Source organism: Pseudomonas sp. NMS19W, assembly GCF_051554255.1.
Lineage (GTDB): Bacteria > Pseudomonadota > Gammaproteobacteria > Pseudomonadales > Pseudomonadaceae > Aquipseudomonas > Aquipseudomonas kribbensis.
This window is the reverse complement of the sequence record NZ_CP136718.1, coordinates 535549-553442: the sequence shown is the minus strand read 5'-3', so window position 1 is coordinate 553442 and position 17894 is coordinate 535549. Positions and strand designations below refer to the sequence as shown.

The 17894-nt window shown below is 61.3% G+C and carries 18 protein-coding genes; 8 read left to right on the top strand and 10 right to left on the bottom strand.

The window, feature by feature from the left end; all coding sequences use genetic code 11:
• The first annotated feature begins 119 nt into the window (after positions 1-119).
• The 6 genes from R1A29_RS02375 to R1A29_RS02350 all read left to right on the top strand — a co-directional run bounded on the left by R1A29_RS02375 (position 120) and on the right by R1A29_RS02350 (position 4599).
• Positions 120-752 (top strand): TetR family transcriptional regulator, encoded by a 633-nt coding sequence (locus tag R1A29_RS02375; protein WP_007950628.1) that lies wholly within the window; start codon positions 120-122, stop codon positions 750-752.
• Positions 753-955: 203 nt separating this feature from the next.
• Positions 956-1456, top strand: a complete 501-nt coding sequence (ureE, locus tag R1A29_RS02370; protein ID WP_085711182.1) for an urease accessory protein UreE — start codon at positions 956-958, stop codon at positions 1454-1456.
• Positions 1453-2127 (top strand): urease accessory protein UreF, encoded by a 675-nt coding sequence (locus R1A29_RS02365; protein ID WP_438300541.1) that lies wholly within the window; start codon positions 1453-1455, stop codon positions 2125-2127. The genes ureE and R1A29_RS02365 overlap by 4 nt, the downstream gene beginning before the upstream one ends.
• A gap of 23 nt (positions 2128-2150) precedes the next feature.
• A complete protein-coding gene (gene ureG / locus R1A29_RS02360; RefSeq protein ID WP_007950645.1) occupies positions 2151-2765 on the top strand; it encodes an urease accessory protein UreG in 615 nt (204 codons plus the stop codon).
• Between the two features lie 27 nt (positions 2766-2792).
• Positions 2793-3365, top strand: coding sequence for a HupE/UreJ family protein (locus R1A29_RS02355; protein WP_085732686.1), 573 nt, complete (start codon positions 2793-2795; stop codon positions 3363-3365).
• Between the two features lie 100 nt (positions 3366-3465).
• The gene (locus tag R1A29_RS02350) at positions 3466-4599 is read left to right on the top strand and encodes an AGE family epimerase/isomerase (RefSeq protein ID WP_438300540.1); all 1134 of its coding nucleotides are present in this window, start codon (positions 3466-3468) and stop codon (positions 4597-4599) included.
• Positions 4600-4638: 39 nt separating this feature from the next.
• Here R1A29_RS02350 and R1A29_RS02345 read toward each other — a convergent pair whose 3' ends face one another.
• From R1A29_RS02345 to R1A29_RS02300, 10 genes are all read right to left on the bottom strand, one after another.
• Positions 4639-5544: a cation diffusion facilitator family transporter gene (locus R1A29_RS02345; protein WP_438300539.1), complete on the bottom strand. Its 906-nt coding sequence runs from the start codon at positions 5542-5544 to the stop codon at positions 4639-4641.
• Positions 5545-5674: 130 nt separating this feature from the next.
• The gene (locus R1A29_RS02340; RefSeq protein WP_007950653.1) at positions 5675-6439 is read right to left on the bottom strand and encodes an SDR family oxidoreductase; all 765 of its coding nucleotides are present in this window, start codon (positions 6437-6439) and stop codon (positions 5675-5677) included.
• A gap of 746 nt (positions 6440-7185) precedes the next feature.
• On the bottom strand, positions 7186-7902 hold the full coding sequence (locus tag R1A29_RS02335) for an ABC transporter ATP-binding protein (protein WP_262193753.1): 717 nt from the start codon (positions 7900-7902) through the stop codon (positions 7186-7188).
• Positions 7899-8771 (bottom strand): ATP-binding cassette domain-containing protein, encoded by an 873-nt coding sequence (locus R1A29_RS02330; RefSeq protein WP_114881231.1) that lies wholly within the window; start codon positions 8769-8771, stop codon positions 7899-7901. The genes R1A29_RS02335 and R1A29_RS02330 overlap by 4 nt, the downstream gene beginning before the upstream one ends.
• On the bottom strand, positions 8768-10069 hold the full coding sequence (gene livM, locus R1A29_RS02325) for a high-affinity branched-chain amino acid ABC transporter permease LivM (protein WP_085711177.1): 1302 nt from the start codon (positions 10067-10069) through the stop codon (positions 8768-8770). The genes R1A29_RS02330 and livM overlap by 4 nt, the downstream gene beginning before the upstream one ends.
• Positions 10070-10072: 3 nt before the next feature.
• Positions 10073-10987, bottom strand: coding sequence for an ABC transporter permease subunit (locus tag R1A29_RS02320; protein WP_007950661.1), 915 nt, complete (start codon positions 10985-10987; stop codon positions 10073-10075).
• A 145-nt stretch (positions 10988-11132) separates the two neighbouring features.
• Positions 11133-12266: a branched-chain amino acid ABC transporter substrate-binding protein gene (locus R1A29_RS02315; RefSeq protein ID WP_438300538.1), complete on the bottom strand. Its 1134-nt coding sequence runs from the start codon at positions 12264-12266 to the stop codon at positions 11133-11135.
• Between the two features lie 364 nt (positions 12267-12630).
• A complete protein-coding gene (gene amaA / locus R1A29_RS02310) occupies positions 12631-13914 on the bottom strand; it encodes an L-pipecolate oxidase (RefSeq protein WP_438300537.1) in 1284 nt (427 codons plus the stop codon).
• A gap of 90 nt (positions 13915-14004) precedes the next feature.
• On the bottom strand, positions 14005-15495 hold the full coding sequence (gene amaB, locus R1A29_RS02305) for an L-piperidine-6-carboxylate dehydrogenase (protein WP_438300536.1): 1491 nt from the start codon (positions 15493-15495) through the stop codon (positions 14005-14007).
• Between the two features lie 10 nt (positions 15496-15505).
• Positions 15506-15658, bottom strand: a complete 153-nt coding sequence (locus tag R1A29_RS02300; protein ID WP_170931610.1) for a hypothetical protein — start codon at positions 15656-15658, stop codon at positions 15506-15508.
• Between R1A29_RS02300 and R1A29_RS02295 the strand changes: the two genes are divergently transcribed.
• Together R1A29_RS02295 and pncB are read left to right on the top strand one after the other, a co-directional pair.
• On the top strand, positions 15657-16562 hold the full coding sequence (locus R1A29_RS02295; RefSeq protein WP_011332203.1) for a LysR family transcriptional regulator: 906 nt from the start codon (positions 15657-15659) through the stop codon (positions 16560-16562). The genes R1A29_RS02300 and R1A29_RS02295 overlap by 2 nt on opposite strands.
• Positions 16563-16669: 107 nt before the next feature.
• On the top strand, positions 16670-17893 hold the full coding sequence (gene pncB / locus R1A29_RS02290; protein ID WP_085685119.1) for a nicotinate phosphoribosyltransferase: 1224 nt from the start codon (positions 16670-16672) through the stop codon (positions 17891-17893).
• The last annotated feature ends 1 nt before the right edge of the window (position 17894 follow it).

Genomic DNA, 17894 nt, shown 5'->3' with positions numbered 1-17894 from the left:
GAGGCCGGCATAAAAAAAGTCGAGATTTCCCTGCTCCCTCTCCCCCGCTGCCGTTCGACGCCGACAAAGCCGATTTGCTAGAGTGCGGCGCTTGTCTTGCCTAAGAACACACCCTTGCGATGCTGCCCCGCGCCGAACAGAAACAACAGACCCGCAACGCCCTGATGGACGCTGCCCGCCACTTGATGGAAAGCGGCCGAGGATTCGGCAGCCTGAGCCTGCGTGAAGTGACGAAAACCGCCGGCATCGTGCCCACCGGTTTCTACCGGCATTTCGCCGACATGGACGAACTCGGTCTGGTACTGGTCAGCGAAGTCGGCCAGACATTCCGCGAAACCATCCGCCTGGTGCGTCACAACGAATTCGTCATGGGCGGCATCATCGATGCCTCGGTGCGGATTTTCCTCGACGTGGTCAGTGCCAACCGTTCGCAATTCCTGTTTCTGGCCCGCGAGCAGTACGGTGGATCGTTGCCGGTGCGTCAGGCCATCGGCCGTTTGCGGGAGGACATCAGTTCCGACCTGGCGGCGGATCTGGCCCTGATGCCCAAGCTCCAGCACCTCAATCGCGAGGGACTGAGCGTGATGGCCGACCTGATCGTCAAATCGGTGTTCGCCACCCTGCCGGACATCATCGACCCGCCCGCCGAAGCCCTGCCCGAGCATCTGACGCCCCAGGCGAAGATCACCCAGCAGTTGCGCTTCATCTTCATCGGGTTGAAGCACTGGCAAGGGCTCGGCAGTACCGAGTGAGTCAGCAAAAAATCGCAGCCAACGCTGCGATTTTTTTTGCGCCGCAAATTGGTGCATGTAAAAAACTTCATGCACCAAAACACCTCACAATCCTGCAACATCTTGAAACATCCGCTAGTCTCCGACAGGGTTTTCCTACGTCTCGTCCGATTGGCAAGCCCCTTGCTCTAGCCTGAGCATTGTTCTTAGCAGGAAGCTTTCCGATGCTGGTGATTCATCGCAGAATCGACCCCCAACCCGTCTGGGCCGCCGAGTTGCACCTGACCTTCGAGGCCAGGAGCAAAAGCCGTCTGCGCTGTTTCAGTGCCGACGGCGAAGACGTCGGACTGTTTCTGGAGCGCGGCCAGCCGCCGCTGCATGATGGCGAATGCCTGCAGGCCGAAGATGGCCGGATCGTCCGGGTCTGCGCCCGCCCCGAACAACTGTTGCACGTCACCTGCGCCAACGCCTTCGAACTGACCCGCGCGGCCTATCACCTGGGCAATCGCCATGTAGCGCTGCAAGTCGGCGATGGCTGGTTGCGCCTGCTCGACGATTACGTACTCAAAGCCATGCTTGAGCAACTGGGTGCGCAGGTGGAATCCATCGAAGCCCCGTTCCAGCCGGAACACGGCGCCTACGGTGGTGGCCACCACCATTCGCGGCACGGTGAAGAAGACTTCAACTACGCGCCGAAACTTCACCAGTTCGGCGTCCGTTTGTGAACCCGGCCTGGGCGCTGCTGCGCCTGGCCAGTCCGCAACTGCCGATTGGCGGCTACAGCTATTCCCAGGGCCTGGAGATGGCTGTGGATAACGGCCGCGTCGACAGCCCGGACAGCGCCCGGTGCTGGATCAGCGATCAATTGCTGCTCAATCTCGCACGATTCGAAGCGCCGCTACTGCTCGCCCATTGCCAGGCCGCTGCGGACGAAAACTGGGATGAGCTGCTGCGTATCTGCGAAAGCCACCGCGCCAGCCGCGAAACCCGCGAGCTGCATCTGGAGAGCCGGCAGATGGGCTACTCGTTGCAGCAATTGCTCAACGGCTTGCCCGAACTCGATCAGGCCGCGCGGGACTTTCTCGAACACTGCGCCGAACCGCATCTTGCCCTGTGCTGGGCACTGGCGGCCCGCGCCTGGCAGATAACTCCGCAGGACGCCCTCGCCGCCTGGCTGTGGAGCTGGCTGGAAAACCAGCTCGCGGTGCTGATGAAAACCCTGCCGCTGGGCCAGCAAGCCGCCCAGCGCCTGACCAGCGAACTGCTGCCGCTGTTGCAACAAGCCCAGCAGGACGCCACCCGAATCAATCCCGAACACCTCGGCAGCGCCGCGTTCGGTCTGTCCCTGGCGTGCATGGCCCATGAGCGCCAGTACAGCCGCCTGTTCCGTTCCTAGGGCCTTTCAGTCTGGAGAATCACATGAACACACAACCCCTGCGTGTCGGCATCGGCGGCCCGGTCGGTTCCGGCAAAACCGCGTTGACCCTGGCCCTGTGCCTGGCGCTGCGCGAGCGCTACAACCTGGCGGTGGTCACCAACGACATCTACACCCGCGAAGACGCCGACTTTCTGGTGCGCAACGAAGCCCTGGCGCCGGAACGCATCATCGGCGTGGAAACCGGCGGCTGCCCGCACACCGCGATCCGCGAAGACGCGTCGATCAACCTCGAAGCGGTGGATCAACTGAACCGGCGCTTTCCGGGGCTGGACCTGATTCTGGTGGAGTCCGGTGGCGACAATCTTTCCGCGACCTTCAGCCCGGAACTGTCCGACCTGACCATCTACGTGATCGACGTGTCGGCCGGCGACAAGCTGCCGCGCAAGGGCGGGCCCGGCATCTGCAAATCCGACCTGCTGGTGATCAACAAGATCGACCTCGCGCCGCTGGTCGGCGCCTCGCTGGAGATGATGAACAGCGACACCCAACGCATGCGCAACGGCAAGCCGTTCGTGTTCAGCAACCAGAAAACCGGTCAGGGCCTGGAAGACATCATCGCCTTCATCGAACGCCAGGGCCTGCTGACTGCAGCCTGATTCACTGATCAACAAGGAAGCTTTTCCATGACACTCAAACGCATTCTCGGCGCCGTCGCACTCCTGCTGACACCGGCACTGGCCTTCGCCCACCCCGGCCACGGCGACTCTGGTCTGGTGGCTGGTATCAGTCACCCGATCGGCGGCCTCGACCATTTGCTGGCGATGGTGGCCGTCGGCTTGTGGGCGGCGCAGCAGCAAGGCGCGGCACGTTGGGCGCTGCCGTGCACCTTCGTCGGCACCATGCTGATCGGCGGCTTGCTCGGGTTTGAAGGGCTGGAGCTGCCGGCGCTGGAAAGCGGGATTGCCGCTTCGGTTCTGGCGCTGGGCCTGGCGGTGGCGCTGGCGGTGCGTCCGCCGCTGGTGATGGCCGTGGCGGCGACGGCGCTGTTTGCACTGTTCCATGGCGTGGCCCATGGCCTGGAGCTGCCGGACATGTCGAGCCCGTGGGCGTATGCCACCGGTTTCGTGGTCGCGACAGCGGCATTGCATGCGGCGGGTTATGCGGTCGTGCGTTTTCTGCCTCAGGCTGCCGCGCCGCTGGTGCGACTGGCCGGAGCCGCTTCGGCGGTAACCGGCGCGTGGTTGCTGGCCGGCTGAATTGCACCTCTGATCGTTCCCGGGCATGGCGCGGGAACGATCGATCGCCACTCTCTGCTACCATGTCGCGCAATCGCCCCTGCCGTGACGACGTCCGCCCATGCCCCACGCTTCCCGCTCCGCCTCCCTGCCTGAATTGACCACCCTGTTCGGTGAAGTGCAAAAGCACTTTCTGGACGTGATCGTGCCCCTTTGGCAAGGACCGGGCTGGAACGCCGACATGGCGTTGCCTTACGAGGCGCTCGACGCCGCGCATCAGCCGCTGCCACCGCAGCGCTATCGGGCCATGGCCTGCGCACGGCAGCTGTACCTGTTTTCCAGCCTGATCGGAGTTGTGGATAACGCCGAAGTCCGGGCGGCCGCGTTGTTCCGCTCCCTGCAACGGCACTTCCATGATGCCGAGCATGGCGGCTGGTTCTACAGCATCGATCCCCAAGGCAAACCGCTGGATCAGCGCAAGGATCTCTACACCCACGCCTTCATCCTGTTCGCCTGCGCCCACTATTGGGACAAGTCTCGTGAGCCGTTGGTGGAATCAACCCTGAACGCTGCGCTGGAAGTCATCGGCCGGCGGTTCGCCACTGGTGACGGTCTCTACGAAGCCTGCCTCGACCGCGACTGGATCACGCTGCAAACCGGCCCGCTGCAAAATCCGCTGATGCACCTGGCCGAAGCCTTCCTGGCCACGTTGGCCGTGCGTGAAGATCCCCAGACCCAGCAGGCGCTGAGCGAGTTATGCACAGCCATGCACAAGCACTTCGTCGATCCGCAGGCCGGTGTGCTGATGGAGAAACCGCTGAGGGCTGTGGATAACTGGTATGAGCCGGGCCATCAGTTCGAGTGGTATTTCCTGCTGGAATCATCGACCCTGCTGCGCGGCTCGAAACTGCATGCCGCCCTGGACCGGGCCTTTGCCTTCACCGAACAGTACGGCGTGGTGCAATCGTCCGGCGCGGTACGGGCCATGCTCGATCTGAATATGGACGGACGGCCGAAAGATTCGACCCAGCGCATCTGGGCCCAGGCCGAATACCTGCGCGCCCTGACCTTGCGCCCGGACAGCGAAGCCGCCGTGCTGCGCCAGTTGCAGGCATTGCAGCAGCGCTTCCTGCATGCCGGTGGCTGGCATGAATGCCGCGACGAACAGGGCGAGGTCAGCCGCAAGGACATGCCGTCGACCACGCCGTATCACTTGGCGACCTGCTATCGCGGCCTCGCCGACTATCTGAGCTGACAGCAGTGGCGAGAGAGCAAACTCCCTCGCCACACAACATCAGGCAATCCACTTCCTGTCGCCGGTGAAGCTGATGGTCAGCCAGCGCGCCGCGTCCGGTTTGCCCAGCTTCGCGGAAATCTCCTCACGCAGCACATCCAACTGGCCGACGCTCTGCAGCCGGTAATCCGCCGGCAACACCACATGAATCTCGATGAACCGCGCCCGTCCGTGCTTCTGCACGTAGGACACGTAATCGTCGAAACCATGCTCGGCCTTCGCCGCCTCCATCACCTCGCGCACCTGCTCATCCAGGGTATCCGGCGCAATGCCGAGCACGTCACGCAGCGCCGGACCGAGGATCTTGAACGCCGGTGGCAACATGGTCAGGGCCAGCACGATGAGGATCAGCGGGTCGACGAACTTCGCCCATTCGCCATAGCCCTGGGACTTGAGCAGCAGCGCCGCGAGGAAACTGATCAACAGGCCTACGGACAGCATCGCGTCCACCAGCCAGCTGATGTTGTCGAACTGGATCAGGCTCGACTTGAGCTTGCGATTGCGGTGGCGCACGTAGAAGAAGTAGGCGAACTCGACAACGGTAAACACCGCCGCGTAGAAGATCACCAGCCCCAGCTCGATTTCACGACCGCCATTGATGATGCCGAACACACCGTTGAGAAACGCGTAGATCGCAATCAGCAGCAGGAAACTGCCCTCGATCAGCAGCACCATCGGCTCCAGGTGCCAGAAACCGAACTGGAAGCGCTGGTTGCTTTGCTTGGCGATCAGCTTCGCGGTGATCAGCATCAGGACTTTGATGAACGTGGCAATCAGGGAAAAAAAGCCATCGAACAGGATGGACTGGGAACCCGAAACAAAACCGGTGGCGATCCCGGCGATCGACACGGCGAACATCAGAAGGGTCGATTGTTTGAGCAGCGACTGCTCACCTCGGTTACTCACTTTGACTCCTCGAAAAACCTTGATAACCGCAGGGTGCGGTTGGGTTGTTGAGGGATGAGTCTACCTTACTGCCAAATTCTGGCCGATTTGCCCTCTTCGCCAGCGGGCTGGCGAAGAGGGCAAACCCCTATCAAGCCTTGTTGCGCTCGATGGCAAAACCCGCCCAGGTCTGGCTCACCGGCATCAGTTCCAGGCTGTTGATGTTGATGTGCGCCGGGGCATTCAGCACCCAGAAAATCGTCTCGGCGATGTCCTGCGGCTGGATCGGCTCGGCACCGGCGTAGGTCGCGTCGTAACGCGCCTGGTCACCAGCGAAACGCACCAGCGAGAACTCGCTCTCGCACAGGCCCGGCTCGATGTTGCTGACGCGAACGCCAGTGCCCTGCAAGTCGCAACGCAGGTTCAGCGAGAACTGTTTGACGAACGCCTTGGTCGCGCCATAAACGTGGCTGCCCGGGTACGGGTAGTTACCGGCGATGGAACCCAGATTGACGATGCCGGCGCCGCGACCGTGGGCGATCAGGCGTGGCAGCAACAGGCGAGTGCTGTACATCAGGCCTTTGACGTTGGTGTCGACCATGGTGTCCCAATCGTCGAGGTCGCACTTGGGTGCAGGGTCCACGCCCAGCGCGAGACCTGCGTTATTGATCAGGCCGCGCAGTTTGGCGAAGGACGGCGGCAGGTTGGCAATCGCCTCCTCCATCGCCTTGCGATCACGCACGTCCAGCACCAGGCCATGCACTTCGGTCTGCTTCGACAGCTCGGCGCACAGCGCGTTGAGGCGTTCTTCACGACGACCGGTCAGCACCAGTTTCCAGCCGGCCTCGGCAAAACGACGGGCACAGGCTTCACCAAAACCGGACGTCGCGCCGGTGATAAACAGGGTGTTGGACATCGTGTTCTCCTTGCTTCGGCCACCCGGGGCAGCCATTGGAATAGAAAATCAGCAGGCAGCATGCCCGGCCCTGCTTTAACCGGCAACCACCGAGCTCTGCTCATTAATTGATCAATGGCCGCTATGCCATACGCACCGTGGCCTGTAGCCATGTGCACGCACGTTATCCACAAGCCCTTCCACAGTTTCCGGGGGCAAGTGGAAATGCGCAAAGCCGCGCCACATAAGGCTTTGCGCCGCAAAAGCAAAGTTTTTCGCTTGACCCTGATCCGCCGATTGTGCCGGGCAAGGCATTCTGCACGACCGGCCGGCCACCGCCGTGATTGCGCAGGGCCAGTAATCACGGCCCTCAGCGCAGTCTTTCCAGAGTTTAATCACAGACTTATCCACAGGCTTGCCCACATGCATTCGCCTGATTTGCCATGGCCATAAAAGGGTTGACAAACGGGTCTCCAGCAATCGGTAAAAACCCTGATCAAAAAACAATCACACGCCTGTAAGCCACGGATTTAAAGGCTCTCAGCCAGCTACTCCCACGTTATTCACAGCCGGTTCCACAGCAAACGGGGACAAGTCAAAACTGTGGAAAAACAGCGATTTGCAGCGTCTATATGTCGCGCTTTGGCAGGTTGGGGATTTTGTTTTCCACAATTTCGGGAATGGCGTGGATCGTGATCGATTCTGGATACAAAAAAGCCCCGGGACTGGCGTCTCGGGGCTTTTATCGCTGTGGAAAACCCGAAAATTCAGTGCCCGCCGAGATAGGCGTTACGCACCTCCTCGTTCACCAGCAATTCCTTGCCGGTGCCCGTCAGGCGGATCTCGCCGTTAACCATCACGTAGGCCCGGTCGGACAGTTTCAACGCATGGTTGGCGTTCTGCTCGACGAGGAAAATGGTCATGCCGGTTTTCGCCAGTTCCCGCAGGGTGGCGAAGATCTGTTTCACCACGATCGGCGCCAGCCCCAGACTCGGTTCATCCAGCAGCAACAGCTTGGGCCGGCTCATCAGCGCCCGGGCGATGGCGAGCATCTGCTGTTCGCCGCCGGACATGGTCATCGCGCGCTGGGTGCGGCGCTCTTCGAGCCGCGGGAACAGCTCGAACATGCGCTGCATGTCTTCCTTGGCGTACTTGTCGCCGATCGGAATGGTGCCCATCAGCAGGTTTTCCTCGACGGTCATGTCGGGGAACACCCGCCGTCCTTCCGGCGACTGTGCGATGCCGTTGGAGGCGATGTAGTGCGATGATTTGTGGGTAATGTCCACGCCCTGATAGAGGATCTGCCCGCCCGCCGCCCGTGGCTGGCCGAAGATCGACATCAGCAGCGTCGACTTGCCGGCACCGTTGGAGCCGATCAGGCTGACGGTTTCCCCTTCGTTGATCTGCAGCGAAACGCCTTTGAGGGCCTGGATCGGGCCATAGAACACGTCCAGTTCCTTGAGTTCGAGGATGGGTTGCGTCATACGACTTCCTCTTCGTCGGCGCCCAGATAAGCCGCAATCACCTTCGGATCGTGGCGGATATCGTCCGGACCGCCTTCGGCGATGACGATGCCGTGGTCCAGCACCACGATGTGATCGGAAATGCTCATTACCATGCCCATGTCGTGTTCGATCAGCACCACGGTCAGATCGTGCTCGTCGCGCAGCAGCCGGATCATCGCGCTCAGCGCTTCGGTTTCCTGAGGGTTGAGGCCGGCGGCCGGTTCGTCGAGGCAGATGATCTGCGGCCGCGTGCACATGGCCCGGGCGATCTCCAGACGGCGTTGCTGGCCGTAGGAAAGCTCACCGGCCAGACGGTTGGCGCAGTCCACCAGATCCACCACTTCCAGCCAGTAGAACGCGCAGTCCAACGCATCGCTTTCGGCCTTGCGGTAGCCCTTGGTGTTGAGGATGCCGGCCAGCATGTTGCGGTTGACCCACATGTGCTGGGCCACGAGCAGGTTTTCCAGCACCGACATTTCCTTGAACAGGCGAATGTTCTGGAACGTCCGGGCCAGGCCCGCGCGGTTGACCAGATGGGTGCCGCCGAACATCTTGTAATACAGGCGACTGGCAAAGCTTTTCGGCGAGACGAAGTCGGTCGGCTTGAACGACTCGCCCAGCAACTTGATGACGTTGGTCTGCTGGCCGCGCACGTTGAGTTCGATCTTGCCGCCGGAGGCCTTGTAGAACCCGGTCAGGCAGTTGAACACCGTGGTCTTGCCGGCGCCGTTGGGGCCGATCAGGGCGAAGATCGAGTTGCGTTTGACCTTCAGGCTGACGTCGCTCAAGGCCTTGATGCCACCGAAGTGCATCATCAGTTTTTCAACAGAGAGTACGACTTCACTCATGGCGCAGTCCTCTCATAGTGAATGGCACCTTTGCGTGGAGTGACCCCGGTACGGCTGATGCGGATCAGCCCGCGCGGTCGCCAGATCATCATCAATACCATCAGGATCCCGAACAGCAGCACGCGGTATTCGGCGAAGCCGCGCAGCAGTTCCGGGGCGACGGTCAGCACGAACGCTGCGATCACCACGCCGATGGTCGAGCCCATGCCGCCGAGCACGACGATGGCGAGGATCAACGCCGACTCGAAGAAGGTGAACGAGGTCGGGTTGACGAAGCCTTGATAAGTGGCGAAGAACACACCCGCCAGACCCGCCGTGGACGCACCGATGGTGAACGCCGAGAGCTTGACCAGCACATGGTTGAGGCCCATCGAGCGGCAGGCGATCTCGTCTTCACGCAGGGCTTCCCAGGCGCGGCCGACCGGCATCTTCACCAGACGATGCTTGATGTACAGCACGGCAAGCACCACCAGGAACAGCACCGCATAGATGAAGTAATACTTCACGTCCGGGTTGTAGGCGATGCCGAAGAACTCGTGGAACGGCACCCCGCCATCCTTCGCCCGCTTGCCGAACTCCAGGCCGAAGAAAGTCGGCAGTGGTGCCGGCATGCCGTTCGGACCGCCGGTCAGGGACAGCCAGTTGTTGAGGATCAGACGGATGATTTCACCGAAGCCCAGCGTCACGATCGCCAGGTAGTCACCGTGCAGTCGCAGCACCGGGAAACCGAGGATGCAACCGGCAAGGCCAGCCGTAATCGCCGCCAGCGGCAGCACGGTCCAGAAACCCAGCCCGAGGTACTGATAACCGAGCGCCAGACCGTAGGCGCCGATGGCGTAGAACGCCACGTAACCCAGGTCGAGCAGGCCGGCCAGACCGACCACGATGTTCAGCCCCAGCCCCAACAGCACGTAGATCAATCCGAGGATGACCACGCCCAGCAGGTAGGAGTTGGAAACGAACGGCACGATCACCGCCAGCACGATCAGCAGCGGGATGATCCAGCGCAGCCTGGATTTGTGATCGGCGGGCAGCACATGCACGCCGGAACCGGTACTCTCGAATCCTTCGAGGATTTTCAGACCCTTGGGGGTTTGCAGGAACAGGCTCAGGGCAAACCGGCCAGCCATGACAATGGCAATGATCCACGCCACGCGGGTCGCTTCGAGGTTGAAGCTGTAGCCGTCGAGTACCACGCCGACAATCGGCCCGAACACGATCAGGGCGATCAGACCGGCGAGAATCGCCTCAACCAGGCTTTTTTTGACATCAATGGATTTTGTAGTGGTTGAAGACATCGCTTACACCTTCGACACAAGAGGACGGCCCAGCAGGCCCTGAGGCCGGAAGACCAGAACAAGTACGAGCAGCGAGAAGCTGAACACGTCTTTGTAGTCGGAGTTGACCAGGCCCGAGAACAGCGACTCGGAGATCCCGAGGATGATCCCGCCCAACATGGCGCCAGGCAGCGAGCCGATCCCGCCGAGCACCGCAGCGGTGAACGCCTTGATGCCGATGACGAAGCCTGCGTAGAAGTCGAACGTGCCGTAGTTCATGGTGATCAGCACGCCGGCCAGGGCCGCCATCGCTGCACCGATGATGAACACGTAGGAAATCACCCGGTCGGTATTGATCCCCAGGATCGAGGCCATCTTGCGGTCTTGCTGGGTCGCGCGGCACATGCGGCCGAGCTTGGTGTACTTGATCACGTAGGTCAGCAGGCCCATCCCGACGAACGCCGCGACGAGAATGAAGATCTTGGTGTAGGTCAGCTGGACGAAGCCCGAGCCGACATCGATGCGCCAGGCACCAGTGAGCAGCGTCGGAACACCCTGTTGACGGGCGCCCTGGCTGATCTGGGCATAGTTTTGCAGGATCAGGGAGATACCGATGGCGCTGATCAGCGGAGCCAGTCGGGTGGAGTTGCGCAGTGGTTTGTAGGCGATGCGTTCGATGACCCAGCCATACACCCCCGTGACGACGATGGTGAAGACCAGTGTGCCGAGCATCAGCAGCGGGAAGGATTCGATACCGAAGTAAGCCAGCAGAGCCAGACTGATTGCCGCGAGGTAAGCGGAAATCATGTAAACCTCGCCGTGGGCGAAGTTGATCATGCCGATGATGCCGTAGACCATTGTGTAGCCGATGGCGATCAGGCCATAGACCGACCCGAGGGTCAGGCCGTTGACCAGTTGCTGCAGGAAAATACCATCCATAACGCAATCTCACGCAGTGAGAACCTACACACCCGGGGGCGCGCGGTTCTTCTAGGAAAAATACAGATTTACGTCGGAGCAGTGTCAGCCACGACCGGACTGCCCCCACAGAAGTTCTGTGGAGGTCAGCCGATCGCGTCAGCCCTTACTTCTGTTTTTCCAGCTGGTGATATTTGCCGGTCGCATCCCACTGGTAGACCACGTAGTCGGAGACTTTCAGGTCGCCCTTGGCGTCCCAGGTCTTCTCGCCCATCACGGTTTTCACAGGGTTGGCTTTCAGCCATTTGGCAGCATCTTCGCCCTTGTTCGACTTGGCGCCGTTGAAGCCGGCGGCCAGGGCCTGGATCGAGGCGTAGGCGTACAGGGTGTAGCCTTCAGGCTCGGTGCCGGTTTTGCGGAACTGCTCGACCACAGTCTTGCTTTCCGGCAGCAGGCGCGGGTCGGCGCCGAAGGTCATCAGCACGCCGTCGACATATTGCGGGCCGCCGGCGGTGGTCACCAGTTCGTCGGTCACGATGCCGTCGTCAGACATGAACTTCACGTCTTTCAGGCCTTCGGTACGCAGTTGCTTGACCAGTGGACCGGCTTCCGGGTGCAGGCCGCCGAAGTAGACCACGTCGGCACCGGCCGCGCGGATCTTGGTGACCACGGCGCTGAAGTCTTTCTCGCCACGGGTCAGGCCTTCGTACAGCACCGGCTTCACGCCGCGTTTTTCCAGCTGTGCCTTGGTCGCGTCGGCCAGGCCCTGACCGTAGGTGTCCTTGTCGTGCAGCACGGCCACTTTCTTGCCCTTGAGCACGTCGACGATGTAGTCGCCGGCGACGATGCCCTGCTGGTCGTCACGCCCGCACATACGGAACATGGCGCTCAGGCCGCGCTCGGTCACCTGCGGGTTGGTGGAACCCGGGGTGATCGCGATGATGCCGGCTTCGTCGTAGATCTCCGACGCAGGAATGGTGGAGGAAGAGCAGAAGTGGCCGACCACACCGGCGACTTTCTGGTTGGTGAGGTCCTTGGCGACCGTCACCGCCTGTTTCGGTTCGCAGGCGTCATCGCCTTTGACCAGGACGATTTTCTCCCCGTTGACGCCGCCCGCCGCGTTGACCGCATCGGCCGCCGCTTGTGCCCCCTTCATGTACTGCTCGCCAAATGCCGCGTTGGCGCCAGTCATGGGGCCCGCCACACCGATTTTCACATCAGCTTGTGCAAACGCAGAAACACCCAGCGCAGTAGCCACTGCGAGGGCCAGAAAGCCTTTCTTGTAAAACGTCTGGGACATGAGGTGGTGCTCCAAGGTTTTTTTTAGTTGGCACTGCGACTTCACTGGATTGCTCAGAGCAAGGGCCGTGCCATCGGTTTTTTATTCTTCAAAAAGTCGCTGCTTTCTTGTTATTTCGACTGTTTCGTTCCCATTTTCATTGGGCGTGCAACCGTCTAAACCGCGGAAGGTGAAACCATTTGTTTTTTCAGGCGCAACCCGCACGCGCCATCATTGCAACCGCGGTGCCAAACGACGTGCAACCAGCCTGTAACAGCCCGCGTCACCGAACTGCACACTGCTGGTGCGGGACTGCTACAACCCGCACCATTACAGGCTAGTCGCTACGCCGAAAAGCGCCGCTTCACGCAACATATTTCAACATTCAAATGACGATGCGCAGGCACTGGCCCGCGTGATACAGCGAGAACCCGGCCTCGTACAGGCAACTGCGCAAGCCCACGCCCGCCAGGGGCTGCATCGGTGCGAAGGGAATCGGCAAGGCCTGAGGATTTCCGTTACACAGGTAGTCGGCGAAGGCTTTGCCGACCACGGTGCCGGTGGTCACGCCACGGCCGTTGTAACCGGTGACGGCCACCAATCCGGGTGCTGGCTCGAACAGGCGCATCAAGTGATCGGGAGTGAAAGCGATGCGCCCGGTCCAGGTGCATTCCCATTCGACAGGCTTGAGGTTGGGGAAGTAATGCTGCTGCACCCGGTCGGCCCAGGCCTTGAGGAACCAGGTCGGTTTCTGATTGCCGTTACCGAGGCTGCCCAGCAACAGACGCCCGTCCTTGTCGCGGCGGATGCTGCTCAACACCTGGCGGGTATCCCACGAGCCCTGCCCGCCCGGGAGGATTTCATGGGCTGCGTCTTCGGTGAGCGGCACCGAAGCGACCTGATAGTAGTAACCGGGAAAGAAATTGCGTTTGAGTTCGGTCCAGTCGCCTTCGGTGTAGGCGTTGGAGGCAATGACCACTTGTTCGGCTAGCACCGAGCCCTGAGCGGTCTGCACCGACCATTGCTGGCCCTGACGTTCAAGGCGGGTGACCGGGGAGTGATCGAACATCTGCCCGCCGAGCCCCGTCACGGCTTTCGCCAGCCCGGTGACATACGCCATCGGATTGAGCGTGCCGGCGCGTCGGTCGAGCAACGCGGCGGCAATCTTTTGCGTACCGGTCGCCTGTTCACAGGCCTTGCCGGTCAGCAGTTCGACCGGCGCACCGCGGCGTTTCCACTGTTCTTCACGACTGCGCAGATCCGCCTCACCCTTGGCGTTGTGCGCCATATGCAGGGTGCCTTCGCGGCGCAACTGGCAATCGATGTTGTACTTATCCACAAGGCTGAACACCAGCGCCGGCGCCGCACCGAGCATGCGGTTGAGCTGGCTGCCGACGGCCTCGCCAAACCCGGCCTCGATCTCGTCCGGCGGGATCCACATCCCGGCGTTGACCAGCCCGACATTGCGCCCGGAGCCACCCTGCCCGGCGCGATGGGCTTCGAGCACGCAGACGCTTTTGCCTTTCTCCAACAGATGCAGCGCCGCCGACAACCCGGTAAACCCGGCGCCGATCACGCAGACATCGACTTTGACTTCGCCCCTGAGCGCCGAGTTATCCGGTCGTTGCGGCGTGAGTTTTTCCCACAGACATTCTTCGCGTAACGGCATTGCCAAGCTCCTGTCGGAGCAGTTGCAAGTTGCAAGCTACAAGCTGCAAGCCAGTTCGCTTGTAGCTCGTAGCTTGTCGCTTGCCGCTGCTTAATCGAACGTAATGCCCTGCGCCAGCGGCAACTCCAGCGAGTAGTTCACGGTGTTGGTCTGCCGGCGCATGTACGCGCGCCACGCATCCGAGCCCGACTCGCGACCGCCACCGGTTTCTTTTTCACCACCAAACGCGCCGCCGATTTCCGCGCCGCTCGGGCCGATGTTGACGTTGGCGATGCCGCAGTCGCTGCCGACCGCCGACATGAATTTCTCGGCCTCGCGCACATCGGTGGTGAAAATGCACGACGACAGGCCTTGCGGCACGGCGTTGTTCAGGCGCAGCGCCTCATCGAAATCGGTGTAGCCGACCACGTACAGGATCGGTGCGAAGGTTTCGCTGCACACCACGTCGCTTTGTTCCGGCATTTCAACGATGGCCGGCGATACGTAATAGGCATTCGGGAACTGGTCTTCCAGTTGACGCTTGCCACCGAACACCCGGCCGCCCTCGCTCAGCGCCTGCTCCAGCGCATCCTGCATGTTTTCGAAGCTGTGCTTGTCGATCAGCGGGCCGATCAGGTTGCCTTCCAGCGGGTGGCCGATGCGCACCTTGGAATAGGCAGCCTTGAGGCGGATGACGATTTCTTCTTTCACCGACTCATGGGCGATCAGGCGACGCAGCGTGGTGCAACGCTGACCGGCAGTGCCGACGGCGCTGAACAGAATGGCGCGCACGGCCATGTCCAGATCGGCGCTCGGGCCGAGGATCATCGCGTTGTTGCCGCCCAGTTCAAGAATGCTGCGAGCGAAGCGTGCGGCGACTTTCGGCGCTACTTCGCGGCCCATGCGGGTGCTGCCGGTGGCGCTGATCAGTGCGACACGCGGGTCATCCACCAGCGCTTCGCCGGCATCGCGGCCGCCGATGATCACTTGGCTCAGATGCGCCGGGGCATCGCTGAAATTCTTCAGTACGCGCTCGAACAGCGCCTGGCAGGCCAGTGCGGTCAACGGCGTTTTTTCCGACGGTTTCCACACCACCGGGTTGCCGCAGACCAGCGCCAGCGTGGTGTTCCACGCCCACACCGCGACCGGGAAGTTGAACGCACTGATCACGCCGACCACGCCCAGCGGGTGCCAGGTTTCACGCATGTGGTGGCCCGGGCGCTCGGAGGCGATGGTCAAACCGTACAACTGGCGGGACAGACCGACGGCGAAATCGCAGATGTCGATCATCTCCTGCACTTCACCGAGGCCTTCCTGAGTGATCTTGCCCGCTTCCCACGACACCAGCTCGCCGAGGTCGGCTTTGTATTCCCGCAGGACTTCGCCGAACTGACGCACCAGCTCGCCACGACGCGGGGCCGGCACCTTGCGCCATTGTTCGAACGCATGATCTGCGCGACTGATGTGCTGCTCGACTTCGGCCGGGCCTTCCCAGTTCACGGCGCCGATGCAGCTGCCGTCGATGGGCGAATGCACCGGCACTTTGCCGTTCTGGTACAGGGCCGGGTTCACACCAAGACGATCAAGCAATGCGGCAACCATGGGTCACTCCTCAAGCAAAAAACTGAATGTGTGCGGTCGCGTTTTCACGACCGGGCAGGCCTTTAGTTGTAGCTTCAGGAAGGCCATGCAACAAACGACCTTTACGCGAGATATCATTCCGTTTATTCATGCTGCGCAGAAAGACAAGAAAAGGATCGCCCATGCTGAACAAACGCCACTTGCCGTCGATCACCGCGCTGCAGTGCTTCGAGGCCGTGACCCGGCACCTGAGTTTCACCCGGGCCGCCGAGGAACTGAACCTGACCCAGAGCGCTGTCAGCAAACAGGTGGCGCAGCTTGAGGAATTGTTACAGCACTTGTTGTTCCGTCGGGTCCGCCGCCGTTTGCAGATGACCCCGGCCGGCGATCTGTATCTGGTGGAAGTCAGAAAAATCCTGACCCAGGTCGAGATGTCGACCCATTACCTGCGTTCCTACGGCGGCGAAACCGAAGTCCTGCGGGTCTCGACACCCTCGACCTTCGGCGCCCGCTGGCTGGTGCCGCGCCTCAAGGGCTGGCGTCTGCGCCACCCATCGATTCATCTGGACCTGTGCAACGAACAGGAAGCCGATGACTTGCTGCAAGGGCGCAGCGACCTGGCGTTCTATTTCGGCCAGGGTTCACGCCCCGGCACCGAATGCCTGAAGCTGTTCGGCGAAGAGCTGGTTCCAGTTTGCGCTCCCGGCAGCCTGCCGGACACGCCGTTGACTGATCCAACGCAACTCACCGATCTGGTGCTGCTGCAGAATGCTTCGCGCCCGCAAGCGTGGCACGACTGGTTCGACAGCCAGGGCTACCAGACCGAGCACAGCTACCACGGCCCGCGCTTCGAAACCTTTTATATGTGCATCCGCGCGGCGCAGGTCGGCTGCGGCGTCGCCCTGTTGCCGAGGTTTCTGGTGGAAGAGGAATTGGCCGACGGCAAACTGGTCATTCCCTGGCAGCATGCAATGCCCAGTACCGACGCGTATTACCTGGCCTACCCGGAACACGCGGCGGAAGTGCCCAAGGTGCGGGATTTCGTGAAGTGGATGCTGGAGCAGATCGACAGTCCTGACGCGGTCTGAGGGGCGGCGCCGGGATAAAAATCGCTGGCAATCCACACCCCGGATATGCGCCACTAGCGCCATTGATTGATACCGCGCCAACGCGCGGCCCGCCTGGAGACCCCGTTATGAGCGAGAGTGTGTTTGCCGATCGCATCGTGCAGAACCTGCTCGACACCGACTTCTACAAACTGACGATGATGCAGGCGGTGCTGCACAACTACCCCAACGTCGAAGTCGAATGGGAGTTCCGTTGCCGTAACAGTGAAGATCTGCGCCCGTATCTGGCGGAGATCCGCTTCCAGGTCGAGCGTCTGGCCGAGTTGAGCCTGAGCGCCGATCAGTTGAGCTTCCTCGAGCGCATCAGCTTCCTCAAACCTGACTTTCTGCGATTCCTCGGTTTGTTCCGATTCAACCTGCGTTATCTGCACACCGGCATCGAGAACGGCGAGCTGTTCATCCGCCTGCGCGGGCCGTGGCTGCATGTGATTCTGTTCGAAGTGCCGCTGCTGGCGATCGTCAGCGAAGTGCGCAACCGCTATCGCTACCGCGAAACCGTGCTGGAACAGGCCCGCGAGCAGCTGTACCGCAAGTTCGACTGGCTGACCGCCAACGCCTCGGCCGAAGAGTTGTCGCAGTTGCAGGTCGCCGATTTCGGCACGCGCCGCAGGTTTTCCTACCGCGTGCAGGAAGAAGTGGTGAACGTGCTCAAGCACGATTTCCCCGGACGTTTCGTCGGCACCAGCAACGTGCACCTGTCCCGCGAACTGGACATGAAACCCCTGGGCACCATGGCCCACGAGTGGATCATGGCTCACCAGCAACTCGGCCCGCGGCTGATTGACAGCCAGATCGCCGCCCTCGATTGCTGGGTCCGCGAGTACCGCGGTTTGTTGGGGATCGCCCTGACCGACTGCATCACCACCGACGCGTTCCTCGGCGATTTCGATCTGTTCTTCGCCAAGCTGTTCGACGGTTTGCGCCATGACTCCGGGGATCCGGTGCAGTGGGGCGAAAAATGCATCGCTCACTATCACAAGCTCGGCATCGACCCGATGAGCAAGACCCTGGTGTTCTCCGACAGCCTGACGCTGCCCAAGTCGCTGGAGATCTTCCGGGCGCTGCGCGGTCGGATCAATGTCAGCTTCGGCATCGGCACCAACCTGACCTGTGACATTCCGGGTGTCGAACCGATGAGCATCGTGCTTAAAATGACCGCCTGCAACGGCCAACCGGTGGCGAAGATCTCCGACGAGCCGGGCAAGACCCACTGCAAAGACCCGAATTTCGTCGCCTATTTGCGACACGTTTTCCAGGTTCCTGCCGTTTCCAGCCTTTCTAGCAAGGAGTGAA